At 49.7% G+C, this 20,807-nt stretch carries 17 protein-coding genes and 3 pseudogenes; 17 read left to right on the plus strand and 3 right to left on the minus strand.

Translation table 11 applies throughout. From position 1 onward, the window contains the following. Nucleotides 1-39: 39 nt before the first annotated feature. Nucleotides 40-1,068: an ABC transporter substrate-binding protein gene (locus LC431_RS14025; RefSeq protein WP_223510005.1), complete on the minus strand. Its 1,029-nt coding sequence runs from the start codon at nucleotides 1,066-1,068 to the stop codon at nucleotides 40-42. Between the two features lie 277 nt (nucleotides 1,069-1,345). After that, nucleotides 1,346-2,614, minus strand: coding sequence for a 4-aminobutyrate--2-oxoglutarate transaminase (locus LC431_RS14030; RefSeq protein ID WP_119262366.1), 1,269 nt, complete (start codon nucleotides 2,612-2,614; stop codon nucleotides 1,346-1,348). A 146-nt stretch (nucleotides 2,615-2,760) separates the two neighbouring features. Here LC431_RS14030 and LC431_RS14035 point away from each other — a divergent pair, with 146 nt between their 5' ends. The 6 genes from LC431_RS14035 (at nucleotide 2,761) to LC431_RS14060 (ending at nucleotide 10,242) form a co-directional block, all read left to right on the plus strand. Then, the gene (locus tag LC431_RS14035; protein WP_013577996.1) at nucleotides 2,761-4,317 is read left to right on the plus strand and encodes a PLP-dependent aminotransferase family protein; all 1,557 of its coding nucleotides are present in this window, start codon (nucleotides 2,761-2,763) and stop codon (nucleotides 4,315-4,317) included. 250 nt (nucleotides 4,318-4,567) lie between these two features. Next, complete coding sequence (locus tag LC431_RS14040; protein ID WP_121019855.1) at nucleotides 4,568-5,653, plus strand: ABC transporter ATP-binding protein; 1,086 nt, start codon at nucleotides 4,568-4,570, stop codon at nucleotides 5,651-5,653. A 1,394-nt stretch (nucleotides 5,654-7,047) separates the two neighbouring features. After that, a complete protein-coding gene (gene parA / locus LC431_RS14045) occupies nucleotides 7,048-7,674 on the plus strand; it encodes a ParA family partition ATPase (RefSeq protein WP_013577994.1) in 627 nt (208 codons plus the stop codon). Beyond that, nucleotides 7,671-7,880, plus strand: coding sequence for a plasmid partition protein ParG (locus LC431_RS14050; RefSeq protein ID WP_013577993.1), 210 nt, complete (start codon nucleotides 7,671-7,673; stop codon nucleotides 7,878-7,880). The genes parA and LC431_RS14050 overlap by 4 nt, the downstream gene beginning before the upstream one ends. A gap of 600 nt (nucleotides 7,881-8,480) precedes the next feature. Further along, nucleotides 8,481-8,690, plus strand: a complete 210-nt coding sequence (locus LC431_RS14055) for a hypothetical protein (protein ID WP_157962090.1) — start codon at nucleotides 8,481-8,483, stop codon at nucleotides 8,688-8,690. A gap of 565 nt (nucleotides 8,691-9,255) precedes the next feature. Further along, nucleotides 9,256-10,242 (plus strand): replication initiation protein, encoded by a 987-nt coding sequence (locus LC431_RS14060; RefSeq protein ID WP_013577992.1) that lies wholly within the window; start codon nucleotides 9,256-9,258, stop codon nucleotides 10,240-10,242. Nucleotides 10,243-10,565: 323 nt separating this feature from the next. Here LC431_RS14060 and LC431_RS14065 read toward each other — a convergent pair. Beyond that, nucleotides 10,566-10,828, minus strand: a pseudogene (locus LC431_RS14065) (tyrosine-type recombinase/integrase); the annotation flags it as partial. 139 nt (nucleotides 10,829-10,967) lie between these two features. On the opposite strand from LC431_RS14065, the gene LC431_RS26405 reads away from it, so the two are divergent. The 11 genes and pseudogenes from LC431_RS26405 to LC431_RS14120 all read left to right on the plus strand — a co-directional run bounded on the left by LC431_RS26405 (nucleotide 10,968) and on the right by LC431_RS14120 (nucleotide 20,795). Continuing rightward, nucleotides 10,968-11,189 carry a replication endonuclease gene (locus LC431_RS26405; protein ID WP_309247398.1) on the plus strand — a complete coding sequence of 74 codons (222 nt, stop codon included), beginning with the start codon at nucleotides 10,968-10,970 and terminating at the stop codon, nucleotides 11,187-11,189. 389 nt (nucleotides 11,190-11,578) lie between these two features. Next, nucleotides 11,579-12,682: pseudogene (locus tag LC431_RS14075) on the plus strand (IS3 family transposase). 171 nt (nucleotides 12,683-12,853) lie between these two features. Then, entirely contained in the window at nucleotides 12,854-13,375 is a 522-nt protein-coding gene (locus tag LC431_RS14080) for a DUF2778 domain-containing protein (protein WP_153376840.1), read from the plus strand. Between the two features lie 248 nt (nucleotides 13,376-13,623). Beyond that, nucleotides 13,624-14,115: a type VI secretion system tube protein TssD gene (locus LC431_RS14085; RefSeq protein ID WP_121019854.1), complete on the plus strand. Its 492-nt coding sequence runs from the start codon at nucleotides 13,624-13,626 to the stop codon at nucleotides 14,113-14,115. A 183-nt stretch (nucleotides 14,116-14,298) separates the two neighbouring features. Continuing rightward, nucleotides 14,299-14,515: pseudogene (locus LC431_RS14090) on the plus strand (phage late control D family protein); the annotation flags it as partial. Nucleotides 14,516-14,609: 94 nt separating this feature from the next. After that, nucleotides 14,610-14,831, plus strand: coding sequence for a DNA-binding transcriptional regulator (locus tag LC431_RS14095; RefSeq protein ID WP_014341711.1), 222 nt, complete (start codon nucleotides 14,610-14,612; stop codon nucleotides 14,829-14,831). Between the two features lie 423 nt (nucleotides 14,832-15,254). Further along, on the plus strand, nucleotides 15,255-16,874 hold the full coding sequence (locus LC431_RS14100; protein WP_223510035.1) for an ABC transporter substrate-binding protein: 1,620 nt from the start codon (nucleotides 15,255-15,257) through the stop codon (nucleotides 16,872-16,874). Nucleotides 16,875-16,925: 51 nt separating this feature from the next. Then, a complete protein-coding gene (locus LC431_RS14105) occupies nucleotides 16,926-17,885 on the plus strand; it encodes an ABC transporter permease (RefSeq protein WP_014416615.1) in 960 nt (319 codons plus the stop codon). Next, complete coding sequence (gene opp4C / locus LC431_RS14110; protein ID WP_013577989.1) at nucleotides 17,885-18,832, plus strand: oligopeptide ABC transporter permease; 948 nt, start codon at nucleotides 17,885-17,887, stop codon at nucleotides 18,830-18,832. Before LC431_RS14105 ends, opp4C begins: the two co-directional genes overlap by 1 nt. Then, nucleotides 18,829-19,833 carry an ABC transporter ATP-binding protein gene (locus LC431_RS14115; protein WP_223510006.1) on the plus strand — a complete coding sequence of 335 codons (1,005 nt, stop codon included), beginning with the start codon at nucleotides 18,829-18,831 and terminating at the stop codon, nucleotides 19,831-19,833. The genes opp4C and LC431_RS14115 overlap by 4 nt, the downstream gene beginning before the upstream one ends. Continuing rightward, entirely contained in the window at nucleotides 19,830-20,795 is a 966-nt protein-coding gene (locus LC431_RS14120; RefSeq protein ID WP_166860944.1) for an ABC transporter ATP-binding protein, read from the plus strand. The genes LC431_RS14115 and LC431_RS14120 overlap by 4 nt, the downstream gene beginning before the upstream one ends. The last annotated feature ends 12 nt before the right edge of the window (nucleotides 20,796-20,807 follow it).

Here is a 20,807-nt window from a genome sequence, read left to right on the forward strand (position 1 = left end):
GAAGCCAGCGCAGGTGCAGCTTGAAGGATGAAGGGCCGACTACTTAGAAGACCAGGCGTTGAACCGTTGCTCGAGATCTTCACCATGCTCAATCCAGAAGTGAGTATCTACCTGCAAAGCGCCTGCCAGGTTTTTCTCAGCGGTTGGCAGATTCTGAGCATATTTCGCGTCTATCATGCCGGTGACCGACTTCTCGGTCGGGCCATAGGGGATGGTTTCGGCAAAGACTTTCTGGTTTTCAGGTTTGTTGGCGAAGGCTATAAACTGTTCGGCCAGATCTTTGTGTTTGGAACCTTTGACAATGGCCCAGCTGTCGAGGTCGTAGAGACTGTTGTCCCAGACCATTTTGAAATCGTGGCCTTCACCTTGCGCGGCGCTGACGCGGCCATTATACGCAGAGGTCATGACCACATCGCCGGACACCAGCCATTGCAACGGCTGTGCACCGGATTCCCACCACTGAATGTTCGGTTTGATCTGATCAAGTTTTTTGAAAGCACGTTCAACGCCCGCAGGGGTTGCCAGGACTTTGTAAATATCTTCACGTTTCACACCGTCTGCCAGTAAGGCGATTTCCAGCGTGAATTTGGCGCTCTTGCGCAGTGCGCGTTTGCCCGGAAAATCTTTCACGTCCCAGAAGTCGGCCCAGCTGGTTGGCGCTTTTTTCAGTTTACTGGCGTCATAAGTCAGCACGGTTGACCACAGGAAGATGCCCGCACCACATTCGGTGACCGCGCCCGGCACGTACTGCGTTTTGTCGCCCAGCTTGTTCCAGTCCAGCGGTTCGAACAGCCCTTCATCACAGCCGCGGATAAGCTCCGGGCTTTCCACTTCCACGACGTCCCAGCCAACCTGTTTGGTTTCAACCATGGCACGGATGCGCGCCATTTCGCCATTGTATTCTCCTGGCTCAATCGTGCCTTTTCCTGCTGCCGCAAAAGGTTTGTAAAATGCTTTGTCCTGGGCGTCCTTATTCAGGCCACCAAAAGAAATCACGGTCAGGGATTCCGCCTGAGACTGAAACACCAACCCTGCAAGAAGCGTGGTAAGGGCTATTTTCTTGAACATGCTGTGACTCCTGGGTTAACGAAAAAGTAAGGAAAAACGCTAAGAGAACGGCACTGTTAAAAATATGATGCATCATATTTTATAATGAAGCATAAACCATGCCATTCCGGTTGAGTCCATCCGCCACGCACAGAACGGCGGGCGGACAGGGATTGAAGAGGCGTTATGTGATTTTTTTATGCCTCATGACACTCAGTTTCTTATTATTGGCACTGCTTTCGTGCATCTGTGCACTCTGTCTGAACGGCTAATCACTCAGCCCGATGCGCAGGTTTCCTCAGTCAGTCAGCACACGGGACAAAATTGCCAGGGCTTCTTTAAACTGCACATCAGGAATGGTCAGCGGATAAAGGAAACGGATCACGTTGCCATGCACACCGCAACTGAGCATCAGCAATCCGGCGTCCAGCGCTTTGCGCAGATACTGTTTGGTCAGTTCAGAAGAAGGTTTTCCGGTCACGGGATCGTTAAATTCGGCCGCCACCATTGAACCACGCGCACGGACATCCACCAGTGCCGCACAATTCGCTTTGGCTTTCCCGAGTACTTCAGTCAGCTCTGCACCGAGACGATTTGCGCGCTCGCACAATTTTTCTTCTTCGATGATATCCAGCACTGCCAGCGCAGAGGCCACGGCCAGCGGATTACCCGCGTAAGTACCGCCAAGGCCGCCCGGCTCCGGTGCGTCCATCAGCCCGGCGCGCCCGGTTACGCCCGAGATCGGCAAACCGCCGCCGAGGCTTTTCGCCATCGTGACGATGTCCGGTTTGGCATCGGGATAGTATTCTGACGCGAACATTTTACCGGTACGCGCAAAGCCGCTCTGTACTTCGTCGGCAATCATCACGATGCCGTGACGGTCACAGATTTCGCGCAGCCCTTTCACGAAATCTTCCGGCGCGATATTGAAACCGCCCTCGCCTTGTACCGGCTCATACAGGATCGCAGCAATCTGCTGCGGCGCGATATCGCTGCGAAAAATACGTTCAATACTGTCGAGTGCCATTTCAGTGGTGACACCGTGAACGGCGTTGGGATATTGGGCGTGGAAGACCGAGGCCGGGAACGGCCCGAAGCCCACTTTGTAAGGCACTACTTTGCCGGTCAACGCCATGGTCAGCAGCGTGCGGCCATGAAATGCACCGGAGAAAGTGATGATGCCCGGGCGACCGGTGGCGGAGCGGGCAATTTTCACCGCGTTTTCGACAGCTTCCGCGCCGGTACTGAAGAAAGTGGTTTTCGCTTTGCCGCTCACCGGAGAAATCGCGTTGATGCGTTCAGCCAGATTCACAAAGCTGGCATAAGGCACAATCTGGTAGGAAGTGTGTGTGAACAGGTCGAGCTGGTTGCGGATGGCTTCAACGATTTTCGGGTGACGATGTCCGGTGTTCAGAACCGCAATCCCGGCAGTGAAATCGATGTATTCCCGCCCGTGTTCATCCCACAGCGTGGCATTTTCTGCTTTTGCCGCATAGAAATCACACATGACACCTACACCACGCGGCGTCGCTTCTTTACGGCGTTTTTCCAGTTCACTGTGACTCATCTTTCGCTCCTGCCTTCAGGTTGATGTTTTATAGATTGCCGGTTGCGAGATGAACAATTTGTCGAATTAGCAATCTGTACTTGTTTTTTATCCCGCCAGCGGCTCTATAATCCAGAACCAGTTTCATTTATTTTGAGGATCCACTTTTGCGCTCATTGCTTTCTGACCTCATTTTGCAACGTCTCACTGAGCTTTCAGATGCCCGGCCCGGCACGCTGAACAAGCGGGTTTATCAGGCATTACAACAGGCTATATTTGATGGCAGTATTGCGCCTGGCAGCCGCTTGCCCGCCTCAAGAGACCTTGCCAAAGAGCTGGATATTTCGCGCAACACGGTGCTGGCTGCCTACGAGCAGTTGCAGGCCGAAGGCTACATTCAGACCCGCACCGGAAGCGGAACCTTCGTTCCCGCAGATTTACCGAAAGACGGCGTGATCGCCGATAAAACACCTCTGCGCTGCGCACCGGTTCGCAGCCACGTGTCACTTTCCAAGCGCGGTTCTCAACTGCTGACGCGTACCGGCGTTGCCTCGCATCAGTGGGGCGCGTTTATGCCCGGGGTTCCGGACGTCACAAAATTTCCGCATGACATCTGGCGTAAGTTGCAGAACCGTCTGAGCCGTCGTCTGCCGCCCGAATTCCTCACCTACTCCCGCCATGGTGGCTGCCCGCAACTGCAACATGCGCTGGCAGATTATTTGCGTATAGCGCGTTCTGTTGACTGCACGGCAGATCAGATCCTGATCACCGCCGGCACCCACCAGGCGCTGGATTTGCTGGCGAAAATGCTCTGTGACCCGGGCGATGTTGCCTGGATTGAGGAACCGAGCTACTGGGGAATACGCAATGTGCTGACCATCAACGGCGTGGATATTCAGCCGGTGCCGGTGGATGAAAACGGGCTGAACCCGCCCGACAGCCCGCCACAGGACCGCGCACCTAAGCTGATATGCGTGACACCGTCACATCACTATCCGCTCGGTTCAGTGATGAGCCTGGCCCGACGGCAAAAAATTCTTGCCATCGCCAGCCAGCAAGGTAGCTGGGTAGTGGAAGATGATTACGACAGCGAATTTCGCTATTCGGGCAGTCCGATCCCCGCGTTGCAGGGACTGAGCAGCGATGCGCCGGTGATTTACATCGGTACGTTCAGTAAAACATTGTATCCGGCAATGCGGATAAGTTATGTCGTCCTGCCGCGCCCGCTGGCCTCGCGCCTCAAAATTGCGCACTCCGAGTTGTACCGTGCCGGTAACGGACTGACGCAACTTACGCTTGCGGAATTTATTCGCGAAGGGCATTACGCCGCCCACATCCGCCGGATGCGATTGCTTTACGGCAGACGACGTAATGCCCTGATACGGCTTATCGAACAGGAACTCGGTCCGGAATTCCTGTGTGAAAACAGCAATGCCGGTTTGCATCTGATTTTGTCACTGCCTGATTCGATTGATGATGTGGCGCTGAGCGCAGAGCTGGAGCAGAAAAAAATTCTCACTCGGCCGCTGTCGGCATATTACCTGCGCCCTGCCCCGCGGCGCGGGCTTTTGCTCGGTTACGGTTGCGTTCCTGAAGAAGAAATTGAAACGGCTTTCGGGCACATCGTGGAGTGTTTACGACACAGGCTGCAAGCCGGTGGTGCAATCCCGGGGGCTGACAATAGGGTGCTGGCCCTGCAAGGTGATTTGCCTGATCCTGCGTAAAACACAGATCTTACTGCTAGCAATAAACTCTTTTAAAATAAAAATAACAATAAGATTCATAAGCCTGCGAGATTTCTCTCAGGCTTATTTTTTGTGTTATTTTGTCAAAAAATGCTTGTTAGCGTCAGAAGCGGATGGTAAAGATTTTTAATAACGCCAGACAAACAATCCTTCTGAGGATGTTTTATGCACAAATTGTGCCGTGTCGCGTCATCCCATTTTCGATAATTTTATTTGCGGAGTGCCTGTGATGAGAACGTATGTCAGCTTCAAAAATATCAAAAAGAGTTACGACGGGGACAAGCTGGTAGTCAAAAACCTCAATCTTGATGTGCACGAAGGAGAATTTCTGACGCTGTTGGGCCCTTCCGGTTCCGGCAAAACCACCAGTCTGATGATGCTTGCAGGTTTTGAAACGCCTACCCAGGGTGAAATCTTATTACGCGATAAACCTCTGCATAATTTGCCACCACATCAGCGAGATATCGGCATGGTGTTCCAGAACTATGCGCTTTTCCCTCACATGACCGTGGCGGAAAATCTGGCATTTCCACTGACCATTCGACGGCTTAATAAATCTGATATCAAAGAGAAAGTTGACCGCATTCTGGACATGGTCAAACTCAAATCTCTGGCTGACCGCTACCCTGCCCAAATGTCGGGCGGTCAGCAGCAACGTGTTGCGCTAGCCCGCGCGCTGGTGTTTGAACCTAAGCTGGTGCTGATGGACGAACCCCTTGGTGCGCTGGATAAACAATTGCGCGAACATATGCAGATGGAAATTAAGCAACTTCATAAAATGTTGGATCTGACGATTGTTTATGTAACGCATGACCAGAGCGAAGCAATGACGATGTCTGACCGTGTTGCGGTGTTCAATGATGGTGTGATCCAGCAGATGGACAGCCCGAATGTGATTTATGAAAAACCGGATAATGCATTCGTGGCTCAGTTCATCGGCGAGAATAACAGCCTGCTGGCCACCAACAATGCTGCCGAAGGCGACTATTACCGCGCATCACTCGATGACGGCACTCAACTGCGTGCAGTAAAAATTCGCCCAAGCTCGCCGGGCAAAAAGATTTTGCTCTCTATTCGCCCTGAGCGTATTCACGTAAATAATCCGCAACCCGGAATGGAACAGGTGAAGGCAAGAATTCAGCAATTCATTTATCTGGGTGATCACGTACGCATGATGACGGAAGTGGCCGGTCAGGATAATTTTATGGTTAAACTTTCTGCGGCTGCAATGAAACAGGAGTGGCAACCCGGCGCTGAAGTGCTTCTTTCCTGGCAACCTGAACATCTCCGGGCACTTGATGTTGTCACGCATTAATCACCTGATTGTATGATTGTATGATTGTATGATTGTATGATTGTTGAATCCTAAGATTCTTTATCTTGGGATTCAATGATTACCAGATGTCAGGATTCACTATACCTATATTCTACTATCTCCTCATCTTGCACTCTCAGAATCCTGAAATCCCTGCATCTTCGAATCCGGTGATTTGCTATTCCCACTATCTTTTAATCCCAATATCTCTGAATCATTTGTACAGGTGAATGACCAATCATAATCTCAGGATTGTATAATCTCAGAATAACCAGAATCACAGGATTCTATCGAGACACTAACCACATGGTATCCTGCAATCGAAGATCCACCACAGAATCCTGTAATCATACAATCCTCAATGGGAATCTCAGGATTATGTAATCCTTCAATATAATCCTGTAATCACAGAATCATAACATTAAATAAAATCATTACAACTGACTTAACTTCATGTAAAACATCAACTAATCATTAAATCCTGTAATCCTACCTGCGATTTTAATCCTGAAATCCTGTAATCACATAAGAATCCTGGCATTCCAGGATTCTCTCAATTGCCTCTTATGATAGCCAGGCAGCAGTGTGTTTAATTAATGTAATCCTGAAATCCTATAATCTTAACGAGGATTCTATTATCCTGTAATCATAGAATACCCGGAGGCTGGTACAGGATAATCTGAGCCCGTCTTTCATCCTAAGATAGCAGCCTTGCAGGATTTAGAGATTCCAGGATTCAAAGATATTTAGCAGCTGGTTCATGATAATCACAGGATTCCAATACTTCCAGGATTAAGAGATTATGTCCGATTGAATGAAATCCTGAGACTGGAAAAATCCTGTAATCAAACAATCCTGCCACTGCTGAAATCACGCAATCCGAAGATGGTGAGATGGTGAGATGGTGAGATGGTGAGATTTTATAGCAGGATGTTCATATGTCTGGCGTAAAACTGTATGTACTTAAGACATGCAAAACTCATAAGGAATCATTGCATCCTGAAATCCTAAGATTTAAAAATCCTAAAATCCGGAGATGTACATTGATGACTCTGCTTTTGCCCGACTTGCTTTGACATCCCAACTGCGTTCCAACCGGAATCACTGAATCATATAATCACAGGCTTTAATCATCCTGGAATCACAAGATTTACTACTTATTGGCTCCACGCATCATAATCTCATAATCTTGAGATTTCATAATCACAAGATATTATAATTCGATAATCCTAAAATATTGAAATCCCCGGATGCAAACTTTATAGTAGCAGCACAATCCTGTGATTCATGGATTTAAAAATCTCAGAATCCTATGATTACAAAGTTTATGAATCCTGAAATCTTATGATTTTAGAATCATGTTATCTTCACTGAACGCTTCATCAGAGGTTGTCATGGCAGCGAAAATTATTTCTTTCCTGAACGGGAAGGGCGGAGTAGGGAAAACCACGACGTCTATAAACATAGCAACCTGTCTTGCCCGGCAAGGGCACAAGGTCGTAATGGTGGATACCGACCCGCAGGGGAGTATCAGCAACTGGTATGACGAAAGCAAATGCCTGTTCGATCTTGCAGAAGCGGCTTCAGAAAAAGAAGTCTATACCGTCCGTAAGCAACTGAAAGAATACGATTACGTGGTGATCGATGGTGCGGCTGCAATATCAGCTATTTCTTCCGCGGCGGTAATGGTGAGTGACCTGGTACTCATCCCCGTGACACCGTCACCTTTAGATTTTGCTGCCTGTGGCGCTATTCTGGCCGTCGTGGAAGCTCGCGAAAACTTGCAGCCGGTGATTGCCCGTTTTCTTATCACCAAAAAAGTCGCGTCAGCTAAAATGCTTGAAGTGTTGAAAGAATCCATAGCCGATACCGGCGTTCCCGCATTGCGTACTGGTACGACACAGCGCCAGGTTTACATCCGCACAATGATGGATGGCGGCACCGTTTTCGATACGACAGACGGAAACGCGAAAGGTGAAATTGAAATTATGACCAAAGAAATTACGGAGTTGCTGAAATGAAAATGAAACTTGGCCAGCACAGACAACTGACGACTGCACTGGAAGCGGTATCTAAACCACCCGCATCAGTGAAGAAATTGCAGACCAATATCGATGAAGAGCTACATCGCCGCTTTAAAACCAGTTGCTTCCTGCAAGATCGCGAAATGAAAGACGTCCTGACAGAGCTGATCGAAGCCTGGCTCATCACCAACGAACGGTCATAATGTGCTGATTACTGGCTGGATCGGGTCTCCCAAGGCCCGTTTCTGATGACATCTTGCCTGAGAACATTGCTCTGTCTGCCTTCAACGCTAACTTATCCCTTCTTGAATTATCTACTCCGGGGTGATCAGATCCCAAGATCAAATAATGTTTTGTTTATTTTTTAAGTTTAGATCTTTCTCTTTAGAGACGGTTTTTACTATTCATTATCAATAGGTTACTACACGTATTGTGGAGGTATTTCCTGCTTCAGGTGGAGATCCTTCCTGTTGGATGTGGATCCTTTTCATGCCAAATGTAGAGTCTTTTTCTGTGGATAATTTCTTTACGGATCAATCTATTATCTATGTGGAATGATTTTCTGTGGATATCTCGGTTACCCGCCAGCCAACAGCCACAGTAAGCTTAACATCTGCCTAACCGACTGTCACAACAGGCGTTTCTCATAAGTGGAAGGATTTCCTGATCCCATAGCTAACATTAATATGTGGAACAATTTCCTGTGACAGCGTCACGTTATGTCACGTACTCCGATAACGGATCCCAAATACCTGCAGACAGGGCAGACCCATTCTCTTTGAGGCGGTCAGGGAAGGGGATATGTGGAAGCTTTTCCTGATCCTGAACCTCCCTATGTGGAAACATTATCTGATCCCTTGAAAGCATCTTCTCATCGCTACTGCATAATAATTGTTATAAATCAGGATATTAAAATAAATGTGACAACGTCACGTCTCTATATGTGGAATGTTTTCCTGATCAAAGATGATGATATTCACGATGCTTACCCGGCGAAAAACCACATTGCATGACTTTAGGTGGAGAAATTTCCTGATCCCGTCCCGGTCTGTATGTGGAAACATTTTCTGTGAGCGCCATCGGGCTTCTTATGTGGAGTAATTTCCTGCTGACGCGATCATTGCCTCTTAATGTGGAGACATTTTCTGATCCCCATGCTGGCTATACGTGGAAAGTTTTCCTGTGCATCAGCTCAGGGTGAGAAACCCTGGACCGGAACGAAGTGAGAAGGGGATCACAAAGGTAAATTTGATGGTTTTATGTGCATGGGCGCTTCAAATGTGGAATGATTTTCTGATCGCGGTTAGGGTCTGGTTGCGCATTGCTGATAAAATTCAGCGAAGGTTATCACCCGCATATGTGGAATAATTTCCTGTAAAAAAACCGACGATCCAACGTATTAGAAAAAGGATCCCTGGAAGCGCTGAAAACAATATGTGGAGATTTTTCCTGATCAGGTTTTTCGGATCCTTATTTAAAGTACTGATTTTAAGGGGATAAATAACCCTTGTTTTTACTTTACGTCGGTATTTTTTATGTGGAATAATTTACCTACTTTCCACTTATGGATCCTGCTACATGGAACTGAATAAACTCACCGTAGTTCAGGGGAATGATCTTCTTGAAGGCGCTTACAGCGTCACTCTGGATGAAATGCGCCTGCTAAATCTGGCGCTGGCACAAATTGATAGCAGGAAACCTCAGCCAGATACGCTTTATCGACTTTTCCCTCAGGACTATCAGCGGATCTACGGGGTAAACCCGACCAGCAGCCACCGCCAGTTGCGCGAAGCCGCTGAAAGCCTGATGAAAAAGCCGGTCACCATCTACAAACCGGACGTAAAAACCGGCAAGGTTCGCACTGTACAACTCTCCTGGTTTTCACGTCTTGAGTATGTGAGCAGTGACGATCACAGCGCAGTGGTTCTGCGATTCGGACAGGATGTTGCCCCGTATCTTTATGAACTTAAAGAGTCTTTTACCAAATTGAATTTTGCCAACATCGCAAAACTTGATACGCCGTTCTCCGTAAGGCTGTATGGCTGGCTCATCAAAGCTAAGAACCTCTACGGACGTCGCAGCGGTAAAGCCATAGAAGTGACGCTGGATCTCAACTGGATGCGCGAGAAGGCCGGTTTGGCGGGCAAATACGAGGACTATCGTGACTTCCGTCAGAAACTCCTTGAGCCGACGATCAACCGGATCAACGCCAATACCGATATTTCGGTGGTCTGGGAGCCAGTAAAGCAGGGCAGAACCGTGGTATCCATCAAGTTTGCCTATGTGGATGAATCTGCACCGGAAGCCAGCAAACCGCTGCGCCCGCGCTTACCGCGACGTCCGCGAGCTGTCGCCGGATCGGCGCTGGAAGGCGAGTGGGCGCGCCGTTGCATCACGATCTTCGAAGAATATCTCGACAAACTAAGCGCTTACGATGTGGATGAGAAGGCCACCTTGCCGGACCTGCGTAAGCTTTCTGGATGGTATAAGCTGATCGGCGAGAAGAGTAAGCATAAAGCGATCCTGGCAGAAGTCAGTTCGCGTAGCAAAAAAGTCGCTGCCTGATTCCCCTTAAGCAGAAATAAAAATAAACGGCGTATCTTTCACGAGATACGCCGTTTTTCTTTTGTCCAAAATGCAAGCATTCACCGCACATATCCTTCTGAATAAGGCTTAATGGGTTAGTAAGCGCTTACTGGGTGATATCAGGAAATCTTTCCACATTAGCCGTTTTGGCGACTTTTTCTGCGTACTGTTTAAAAGCTATAAGCCATACGTTCTAAAAAAGTAGCATATGAGGCATAAAACCCAGGGCGGAAGCCTGTTTCTAACGTATATGCAGGCTTGAAGTGTAAGTGGGTACTGACATTACCGGCCACGTTTGCCCTTTAATTGCCACCATGCACCATTTGCACCGCCATTTTATCGCCATTTAAGCCAGAGGGTTTAGCCTCACTGCTTCCTCAAGATGCTCGGGTGCAAAGTGGGCATAACGCATTGTCATTTTGATATCGGTGTGGCCTAGAACACGCTGCAAAACGAGAATGTTCCTCCCCTTCATCATGAAGTGAGAAGCGAACGTGTGGCGGAGCACATGCGATGATTGACCGGCTGGTAACTGTATATCGGTGCGTTGCAGGGCAGAGCGAAATCAAGATTGATCGTTTGTGGGGTGATCTTCTTCACTCTGTTGCCGCGTGAAAAATCCCCTAAAAGTCTCTTTTCCCGATACCGGGAAAACATCTTTGCATCGAATTCCCTGGCAATCGCCGGTATGGCACAGGCTTTTAATGTCACGCAGATGTACTGGACAATATTGCAAAGGCAAGCTGGATGCCGTTTCCGCGATCGCTGCCATGTCGCGCCCGGTTAATCCGGACTGGTGGTTACGCCAACTGAAAGGCCAGCGCACACGCTGGCGTGAATCTTTACGGATCGCCATCGGCAAAGTGAACCGCGACGCTTCACCTTATGCCAGTAAGCAGGCTAGCGCCTCGGAGTCCTGTCAATAACTGTGGGTTAGGTGGAAAGAAACAACTTACAAATTGGCATTACAGGCAGGCTGGGAGCACTGCTACGGCGTCCACTTCTGACAACCTGCGAGTTTTGACTGGACAGACACTGCCGCCGTGAGGGCGTTTGTGGCGCGTATACGGGAAGAAACACCGAAGGTGAGTAGGTGACAGCGAAGTTTTGACCTAACAAAGGGACGCAATGTTGCTCCATCAGCAAGATTAACGCCTGAAGAACGGGCGCGATTGCCTGAAATTGAGCGAGAATTGATGAAAAGCAAAATCATTGCTGCGCGCTGGGAGTTGGAGGTGTAAGTATCCCACCAAAACGGCCCATTCATTTTTAGAGATCTTCCGACATACTGATTATGTCCCCTGAGGAGATCGCTATGCGTAAGATCCGATTCACTGAGCACCAGATCATCGCCGTCCTGAAATCAGTCGAGGCTGGCAGTACCGTCAAAGATGTGTGCCGCGAGGCTGCTATTTCTGAAGCCAGCTATACAACTGGAAAGCAAAATATGGCGGGATGGAAGCCGCTGATATCAAAAAAATCAAAGACCTTGAGGACGAGAATCGTCGTCTGAAGCAAATGTTTGCCGATCTGAGTTTGGAATGCCGGGCGCTGAAAGACGTCATCGAAAAAAGCTTTAAAACCAGCGATAAAGCGTGAGCTCGTCAACTATCTGACCACGCAATTTACGATGAGCATACGCCAGGCATGCAGGACGTTATCGCTAAGCAGGACGGTGTTTCGTTATCAACCGGATACGCGACGTGATGAAGCGGTGATCCAGAGGCTGACCGAGGTCGCTGAGCGCTATCCCCGCTACGGTTTTAAGAAGCTTTTTCAGGTACTTCGCAGGCAGGGGCACGTCTGGAACCACAAACGTGTCTACCGGATTTACTGTCTTCTCAAACTGAATTTTCGTCGTAAGGGTAAACAACGCCTGCCGGTGCGCAATCCGGCTCCGCTGGCAACGCCGGAAGCACTCAACCAAAGTTGGTCAATTGATTTTATGCACGACGCGCTGACATGTGGCCGACGTTTTCGGACTTTCAATGTTGTCGATGATTTTAACCGTGAAGCGCTGGCGATAGAAATTGACCTGAATATCCCAGCGCAGCGTGTCGTCCGGGTGCTGGACAGAATAGTAGCAAACCGTGGATATCCGCTGAAGATGCGGATGGATAATGGGCCGGAACTGATATCACTGGCGCAATGGGCTGAAGACCATGGAGTGATGCTGGAATTTATCAAGCCGGGTAAGCCAACACAGAACGCGTTTATAGAACGGTTTAACCGAACATATCGGACAGAAATACTGGATTTTTACCTGTTCAGAACACTGAATGAAGTACGAGAAATCACAGAGCGCTGGCTGAATGAGTACAACAGTGAGCGTCCTCATGAATCCCTGAATAACCTGACGCCGGAAGAGTACCGGCTGATGGCTGAGAAACCGGAAATCTCAAAAAGTGCCTGGAACTAAAGCTGGGATACTTACAGGTGGGCGGAGCGCTAATGGAGAAAATCACCGGCATCGTCAGCCGATTAGATTTCGTAATGATTCAATCAGGCCTTGAAATCATAATTTAATTTGGCTGATCTGATTGAACGCTTTTATTATAAGCCTACACATTACAAGGTTATAGGGTGATCTATGGCATTGCATGGAAAGTTGATTCTGAATGGTGCTGATTACGCACCTTTCAATCTGTACGGCGTTGGCGTGTTTATGGCCTTCTCGGGAAAAGGTGTTTACCGAAATAAAGGTGCGTGCGGTGCAATACCCAGTGATGGACCGTTACCACCAGGTAAGTACTGGATAGTGGAGCGTGGTGCCGGTGGCTTAGGCTCGTGGGTTAAGGCTAAATCCCAAGATATGTTCAACAAATTTTACTATGGTGCTGAATTTGGGCGTGATGAGTGGTTTGCATTGTACAAGGATGACTGGGGCATTGATGATGGAACTTGGGTCAATGGTGTTTTCCGTGGGTTGTTTAGGCTTCACCCAGGCCATGTTTCAGAAGGGTGTATAACCATAGCGCATAACTCAGATTACGCTCTAATTAGAAATGCACTTTTGAGAACAACACCTATGCAGGTTCCTTGTATGAGATCTCTCATGGCTCGTGGCTGGATTGAGGTGATAGCCGGTGACTATAACAACACTTGCCCGTAGAGTTTCAAAAATCACTTTCTATATTCTTTTGTCACTGGTTGTTGGTCGTACATTGGGAAATCCTGAAGTATGGTTTGATCATAGTTTAGCAAGCTACATAGGCCATATGATTTATGGTGCTGGTGAGATTGGGGCAGATAATTTTTATGACCTGTACTTTTACATCTCCGTAATCACGGTTTTTTCTGTCACAACTCTAATTTACATTTTAACAATGAAGTTAATCACAAAAATAAGGAACAAATAAAATGCCAATTCCTCCATACATGTGGCTTAAAGACGATGGCGGTGCCGATATCAAAGGGTCTGTAGACGTTAAGGATCGCGAAGGAAGTATTGAAATCATTGGATTAAGTCATGGCATTAACTTACCAGTGGACAATGCAAACGGCAAAATAACAGGCACGCGCCAGCATTCATCCATGATGATTGAAAAGGACGTTGATAGCTCAACACCTTATCTGTATAAAGCGGCAGCCACTGGTCAGACGCTAAAAAGCGCGGAAATTTGTTTCTATCATATTAACGACGCAGGACAAGAAGTTTGTTATTACACCGTATTGATGGAAAATGTAAAAATTACTGGCGTTAACTGCGGAGTGCCCAATGTGAAATTAGCAGGCAACGATAAAATGAACCATGTCGAGAGTGTCAGTTTGCAGTATGAAAAAATAACTTGGCGCATTGTTGATGGAAACATTCAATTTGCAGACTCTTGGAACGAACGTCATACCGCATAAAAATATGTACTGTGGCTAATTCATAAAAAAGCCCCGTACATGTGAACGGGGCTTTTAGTATCGACATGGTCACGATGTGACGCTACTAGAAATAAATCCTTTTATTTCATATTTTTAAGCTATTTTTAAAGCGACTTCTCCGTCGCCTTAAAAAATTATTCCGCCAGCGCCGCTTTCTGCGCCTACGCCACGCAAAAGGCCGCCATGCGTGCAGCCCAGGCAAAAGGGGACAAACTCCAGCGCGGTGTCGGGTTTTAAATCCGTGATCGACGCGCAGCCCTGGCTAATCAGCAAGGTGACACACAACCTGGACAGCAGCAGATTTGTGACGATGTTGAATCTGGAAGTATTGCTGTCGGATGTGAGTTATGAGGCGACGGAAAGCGACGGTGCTGAATAAGCTGAATATGTAAATCACTGTAATGTCAGATGTATGTTTTAGCGAATGACATACAATGATTGTATCTGATTAAAATGATCACATGGTGATTATTATGATGCACTGCCCGAAATGCCAGCACGCCGCTCACGCCCGTTCCAGCCGTTACCTGAGCCTCAACACCAAAGAGCGTTATCATCAGTGTCAGAATATTAATTGCAGTTGCACGTTTAAAACTCATGAGTCGATTGCGGACATCATTGTTGAGCCTGGGACGGTTCACGCCGTGCAGTTGCATCCGGACAAACATCAGCAGCAATCTCTACAGATGCACTAAAACAAGAAACCCGCCAATGGCGGGTTTCTTGTCTATTGTGCCTTATCAATGATTACAGGCTGTGATTGTTCGCCGCATTAAGGAGGGCGTTAGCTCTACCGCCATTTCATCGCCATCATAAAGCGTATAGCTAAAAATCAACTTAATTAATCAAAAAATAACATTATGAATTTATTGAATTTAACTTGATTATTTGAAGTTATTTTTTGGCATTAAGAAATAAAAAATAGCTATAAGCCATATTTTTTCGTTGTTAGACAAGGGTAAACGGCATCCTTACTCTTTGTCATGTTTTGTAAACCGTTTGCACACTTATGATGAGGATGTCTTTTGGCTACGTTATTACGCTCTGCATTCGCGCCAGCCGCACAACGCGCGCACCGTACTGCTTCTTTCAAAATCGCATTACTGGCCAGCGCCGTGATGCTGTCTTCTTTTGCATTCGCTGATGATGTATTAAAGGAAGGCATCACACCGGCAACAGATGTCAGCCAGATTCCTGCGGCTGCAAAACTGCGCACTGATACAGTGATCGCCGGGATCTCCGAACCTCAGGGGATTTTTAACCCGTATTTCTTCGTCAACGGCTGGGATGAAAATGTCACTAACGTGATTTTCGCCCGTCTGATTGACTGGGACAGCCAGGGCAAGCTGGTTCCCGGCTTGGCGCAAAGCTGGACCGTCAGCCCGGATGGCAAAACCTATACCATCAAACTACGTCCTGACCTGAAATTCAGTGACGGTTCACCACTGACTGCAGAAGACGTCGCGTTCACGCTGACGGTGTTGTATGACCCGAAATACGATGGTGATACCGATATCACGCTGGCACACATTGCCGGTGGTGATGAATATAAGCAGGGCAAGGCGGACAGCATCAATGGTCTGAAAGTGATTGACCCGTTGACGTTGCAGGTCACCACCACTCAGCCGGGAGCCACCACGTTGCAAAAAATCGGCGGGCCGGTGCTGTCGAAAGCGTATTACGGCAAAGGCTATCAGCGAGGAAATCTCGATTACCTGCGCACGCTGCATGGCAAACCGTTGGGTAATGGCCCGTATGTGTACGATAAGTACATCCCGGGGCAGGAGATCCGTTTCCACGCCAACACCAATTATTATCGCGGCGTACCGCCGACTCCGCGCTTTATCTATCGCGTGACCAATCCGTCGACTAACTTCCAGTTATTCCAGACCGGCGATACTGATTACGATGCCTTCACTTCCCGACCGGATGACATCGAGCAGCTGAAAATGCTCGGCTTTGCCAACATCAACCTGTACGGATCCAGCGATTACAGCAAAATTGAATTTAACGTTCACCGCCCTGCGTTGCAGGATGTGAAAGTGCGTCAGGCGCTGATCTACGGGCTGGATCGCCAGAAACTGATCGACGTGGTTTATCAGGGTTACGGCTCTGTGGCGATTGAGCCGATCGCGCCTATCTCCTGGGCGTACAACACTGATGGCGTGAATCCCTATAAATTCGATCCGGCGCAGGCCAATAAATTGCTGGATGAAGCAGGGTGGAAAGTTGGCGGTGATGGTATTCGTGTGAAAGACGGTAAACGTCTCGAACTGACGCTGCTGGTCAGCAAAAAAGTGCTGAACGATGCGCTGATCCCGATCGCAAAAGAAGACTATCAGAAAATTGGCGTATTGCTGAAACCGCAGGTTGTGGACTTCAACGCCCTGATGTCACAGCGTAAAGCGGGTAATTACGATCTGGCCTCGTTCAGCACCAGCACGCTTAACGATCCGCACGATGGCGTGTGGGATTATTACAGCACCGAGGCTACCGAATCCGGCTACAACAACCCTGAAGTCGATAAGCTGATCAACGAAGGGAACGCGACACTGGATATCGAAAAGCGTAAGCCGATTTACCACGAGCTGTACAAAGTGCTGGCAAACGATCCGCCGGCGATCCTGCTCGGTAACCGCAAAATTCTTTCAGCCAGCAGCGCCCGCGTGACCGGTTTTAAACCGGACATCTACAACGGCCTGACCGGCAGTCTGCCGGATGTCAAAATTGTAAAATAATCAGAAATAACGCCGCTGCCGGGATCTTCCGGCAGCTTCAATGAGAAAGTCATGAGAAATTTCATTCTGCGTCGTTTACTTCAAACCATTCCGATGTTGTTCCTCGCTTCGCTGCTGATTTTCATGCTGTTTGCCAAAACGCCGGGTGATTTTATCGATGGTAATATTACGCTGACTGCACAACGCGCTGCTGAACTGAAAGCCTTATACGGCCTGGATCAACCGCTGCTCAGCCGCTATCTGCACTGGCTGGGGAATCTGTTGCGGGGGGATCTGGGTTTTTCGTTGCAATATCAGATCCCGGTCAGCCAGTTGCTGAATCAGTACATCTGGAATTCCTTCCTGCTTGCGACCATTGCGATGGTGTTGTACTGGGGGATCGCGCTGGCAGTTGGCATTGTCTCGGCGATGAAGCCTTATTCCCTGTTCGATCATGTGGTGAGTGTGATCATTTTCGCCGCGATGTCCTTCCCGACGTTTTTCCTCTGTCTTCTGCTGATCAAATGGTTTGCCGTTGATTTGCACTGGCTGCCGGTGGGTGGGATGACTAACACCGGCAGTGATGCGACCGGCTGGGCGTGGGTGATGCAGGTGGCCGCGCATCTGGTGTTGCCGGTCGTTGCGCTGGTGATGCTGCAGGCGGGCAGCCTGACGCGTTATTTTCGCGCCAGTATGCTGGACGTCGTGCGGATGGATTTCATCCGTACCGCGCGTGCCAAAGGGCTTCGTGAACGCACGGTTATCCTCAAACACGCGTTGAGAAACGCGCTGCTGCCAATTATTACGCTGCTCGGATTTGAGTTGCCGGGGCTGTTTTCCGGGGCGCTGATCACCGAAAAAGTTTTCAACTGGCCGGGTGCAGGGCACATTCATATTGATTCACTGGCAGCGCGTGATTACCCGGTACTGATGGGGTTCACGCTGTTTCTGGCGGTTTTGACCATTCTTGGCAATCTGATTGCCGACGTGTTGTATGCGTGGGCTGATCCGCGTATCCGTGTGAGGTCGTAATGTTTGGCTCTTTATTTTCAACCAACCGCCGTCTGCGCGAAGCGCAAATTCCGGTGCTGGCTCAGGTGACACCGTCACCCTGGCGACAGGCCTGGCGGGCGTTGCGCCAAAACCGGCTGGCAATGTTTTGCTTAGTTCTGCTGCTGGTTATGGCCGTCTGGTGCATAGCGGGTCCTTACTATTCTCCCTGGCGCGATGATGCCACTGATGCGCTGATGATCAACAAAGCGCCGAATGCAGAACACTGGCTGGGTACCGATTTTCTCGGGCGTGATGTCTATACGCGGCTGCTGCTGGCGGGGCGCATCTCGCTGATTATCGGCATGCTGACCATGTTGCTGTCTGTGACACTCGGGTATCTCATGGGCGCGGTGTCCGGCTATCTCGGTGGTGTGACTGATAAAATCATCATGCGTTTTGCTGATCTGGTGATGACTATTCCGAGCCTGCCGCTGCTGATCGTGATGGGCGCGATGCTTTCTGAACTGGATTTTTCGCCGGATTCCCGTGTGTACATGGTGATCGTGATGCTCAGTTTGCTGGAATGGCCGAAGCTGGCACGTCTGGTGCGCGGGCAAATTCTCTCCCTGCGTGAACGTGATTTCATGCTGGCGACACAGGTGCTCGGCTTGTCTTCACGCCGTCGGCTGTTCGGTCATTTACTGCCAAACACGGTGCCAATTCTGGTGGTGATGGCCACGATGGCCGTGGCGAACGCCATTCTCAGCGAATCTGCACTCAGCTATCTGGGATTAGGCGTGGTGCCGCCGACGCCGTCTTGGGGAAATATGATGGATGCGGCGAACAGTCTGATCGACTTCCAGCGTCGCCCGTGGTTGTGGATGCCGCCTGGCGTGGCGATCTTTATTACGGTGATTGCGATTAACGTGCTGGGTGATGGCCTGCGTGACGCGCTCGATCCAAAACTGAAACGGAGCAAAAAATGACACAACCGTTGATCCGTTTTAATCAGCTTTCGCTGTCGTTCTCCAGCGATCAGGGCCGTGTGCGCGCGGTACAGGATGTCACCTTTGACGTTCAGGCAGGTCAAACTGTCGGTATTGTCGGGGAATCCGGCTGCGGGAAAAGTGTCACGGCGATGTCGCTGATGGGGCTGTTACCGCCACAGGCCGCACGTATTGATGGCGGTGAAATTCTGTTTCAGGGGCGTGACCTGCTTAAACTGCGGCCGTCACAAATGGCGGATTTGCGCGGTAACCAGCTGGCGATGATCTTTCAGGAACCCATGACCGCGCTGAATCCGGTGCTGACCCTCGGTGAGCAACTTGTCGAGCCGCTGATCCGCCACCGCCGTGAATCGCCGAAACTGGCGTGGGCACATGCGACGGAGATGATCACCAACGTCGGGCTGGCGCGTGCGGAAAGCCTGATGAGCAGTTATCCGCATCAGCTTTCGGGCGGTATGTTACAGCGCATCATGATTGCGATGGCGCTGAGCTGTAAGCCGCAGTTGCTGATTGCTGACGAGCCCACCACTGCACTGGACGTCACCGTACAGGCGCAGATCCTGCGTTTATTACGTGAACAGGCGCAGCAAAATCATATGGCACTGATGCTGATCACTCATGATTTGGGCGTGATCGCGCAGATGGCCGACCACGTGGTCGTGATGTACGCCGGTAAAATTGTCGAGCAGGGGGCGACCGCCGATGTGCTGCGCAATCCGCTACATCCGTATACCCAGGGACTTATTGCCTCGAGGCCGACACCGGGCGAACGCCGCCGCCGCTTGTATTCCATTCCCGGTCAGGTACCGGATCTGGCCGCGCTGCCGCCTTACTGCGCATTCACCGAACGCTGTTCCCGCGCCACGGAAAGATGTCGCCAGGGCATTCCGCCGCTGGAAGGTCAGTTCCGGCAGGCCGCATGTTTTTATAGCGGACTGAACGCGGTCAGTGAGAAGGAAAACAGGGGGTTACAGCCATGAGTGCTGAATATCTGATTGAAGTGGATGGCCTGAAAAAGTATTTCCCGATCCGTGATGGCGTATTCGGGCAGGAAACCGGGCAGTTGCGCGCCGTGGATGGCGTCAGTTTTAACATCCGCAAGGGCACGATTTTTGGGCTGGTCGGTGAATCCGGCAGCGGTAAAACCACCGTCGGACGCACGTTGCTGGGGCTGTATGACAAAACGGCGGGCAGCGTAAAATTTCGTGGCGAAGACCTGCACGGACTGAAACCTAAGCAACTGAAAGCGTTACGCCCGAAAATCCAGCTGGTCTTTCAGGATCCTTACAGTTCGCTGAACCCGCGCATCCGCATTGGTGATGCTATCGGTGAAGCGATGCTGGAACACAAGCTGTGTACGCGGGCGCAACTGCACGGGAAAGTGGTGGAGGTGATGAAGATCTGCGGGCTGTCGCCGCTGCATTACAACCGTTTCCCGCATGAGTTTTCCGGCGGTCAGCGCCAGCGTATCGGCATCGCCCGCGCACTGATCCTGCAACCCGATTTCATTATTGCCGATGAACCCATTTCGGCGCTGGACGTGTCGATTCAGGCACAGATCATTAATTTGTTCGCGGATTTACGTGACGATCACGGCGTGACGTTTCTGTTTATCTCGCACGATCTCGGCGTGGTGGAACATCTGTGTGATGACGTGGCGGTGATGTATCTCGGCCAGTTAGTGGAAACGGCCAGCCGTGATGCGTTGTTCTGTCAGCCCCTGCATCCGTATACGCAGGCGCTGCTGGCGGCGGTGCCGACGCTGGATCCGGACAGTGAGCCGGTGGCGATGGTCAGTGGTGAAATTCCGGATCCGTCAAAACCGCCTGCCGGTTGTCGTTTCCATACCCGCTGCCCGTGTGCAACCGACCGTTGTCATAAAGAAATTCCGTTACTGCGTGAGGTAGAAAGCGGTCATTACGTGGCCTGCCATCTGGTGTAAAAACAAGCCCGC

This window comes from Rahnella sp. GSA61A (assembly GCF_019969905.1).
GTDB classification, from domain to species: domain Bacteria; phylum Pseudomonadota; class Gammaproteobacteria; order Enterobacterales; family Enterobacteriaceae; genus Rahnella; species Rahnella aceris.

Bases quoted from the DNA above. Each gene is read 5' to 3' on its own strand.
- LC431_RS14030 (WP_119262366.1), bottom strand. From the start codon at position 2,614: ATGAGTCACAGTGAACTGGAAAAACGCCGTAAAGAAGCGACGCCGCGT.
- opp4C (WP_013577989.1), top strand. From the start codon at position 17,885: ATGTTTGGCTCTTTATTTTCAACCAACCGCCGTCTGCGCGAAGCGCAA.
- LC431_RS14050 (WP_013577993.1), top strand. From the start codon at position 7,671: ATGAAAATGAAACTTGGCCAGCACAGACAACTGACGACTGCACTGGAA.
- LC431_RS14040 (WP_121019855.1), top strand. From the start codon at position 4,568: ATGAGAACGTATGTCAGCTTCAAAAATATCAAAAAGAGTTACGACGGG.
- parA (WP_013577994.1), top strand. From the start codon at position 7,048: ATGGCAGCGAAAATTATTTCTTTCCTGAACGGGAAGGGCGGAGTAGGG.
- LC431_RS14080 (WP_153376840.1), top strand. From the start codon at position 12,854: ATGGCATTGCATGGAAAGTTGATTCTGAATGGTGCTGATTACGCACCT.
- LC431_RS14085 (WP_121019854.1), top strand. From the start codon at position 13,624: ATGCCAATTCCTCCATACATGTGGCTTAAAGACGATGGCGGTGCCGAT.
- LC431_RS14095 (WP_014341711.1), top strand. From the start codon at position 14,610: ATGATGCACTGCCCGAAATGCCAGCACGCCGCTCACGCCCGTTCCAGC.
- LC431_RS14115 (WP_223510006.1), top strand. From the start codon at position 18,829: ATGACACAACCGTTGATCCGTTTTAATCAGCTTTCGCTGTCGTTCTCC.
- LC431_RS26405 (WP_309247398.1), top strand. From the start codon at position 10,968: ATGTCACGCAGATGTACTGGACAATATTGCAAAGGCAAGCTGGATGCC.
- LC431_RS14025 (WP_223510005.1), bottom strand. From the start codon at position 1,068: ATGTTCAAGAAAATAGCCCTTACCACGCTTCTTGCAGGGTTGGTGTTT.
- LC431_RS14105 (WP_014416615.1), top strand. From the start codon at position 16,926: ATGAGAAATTTCATTCTGCGTCGTTTACTTCAAACCATTCCGATGTTG.
- LC431_RS14060 (WP_013577992.1), top strand. From the start codon at position 9,256: ATGGAACTGAATAAACTCACCGTAGTTCAGGGGAATGATCTTCTTGAA.
- LC431_RS14120 (WP_166860944.1), top strand. From the start codon at position 19,830: ATGAGTGCTGAATATCTGATTGAAGTGGATGGCCTGAAAAAGTATTTC.
- LC431_RS14100 (WP_223510035.1), top strand. From the start codon at position 15,255: ATGCTGTCTTCTTTTGCATTCGCTGATGATGTATTAAAGGAAGGCATC.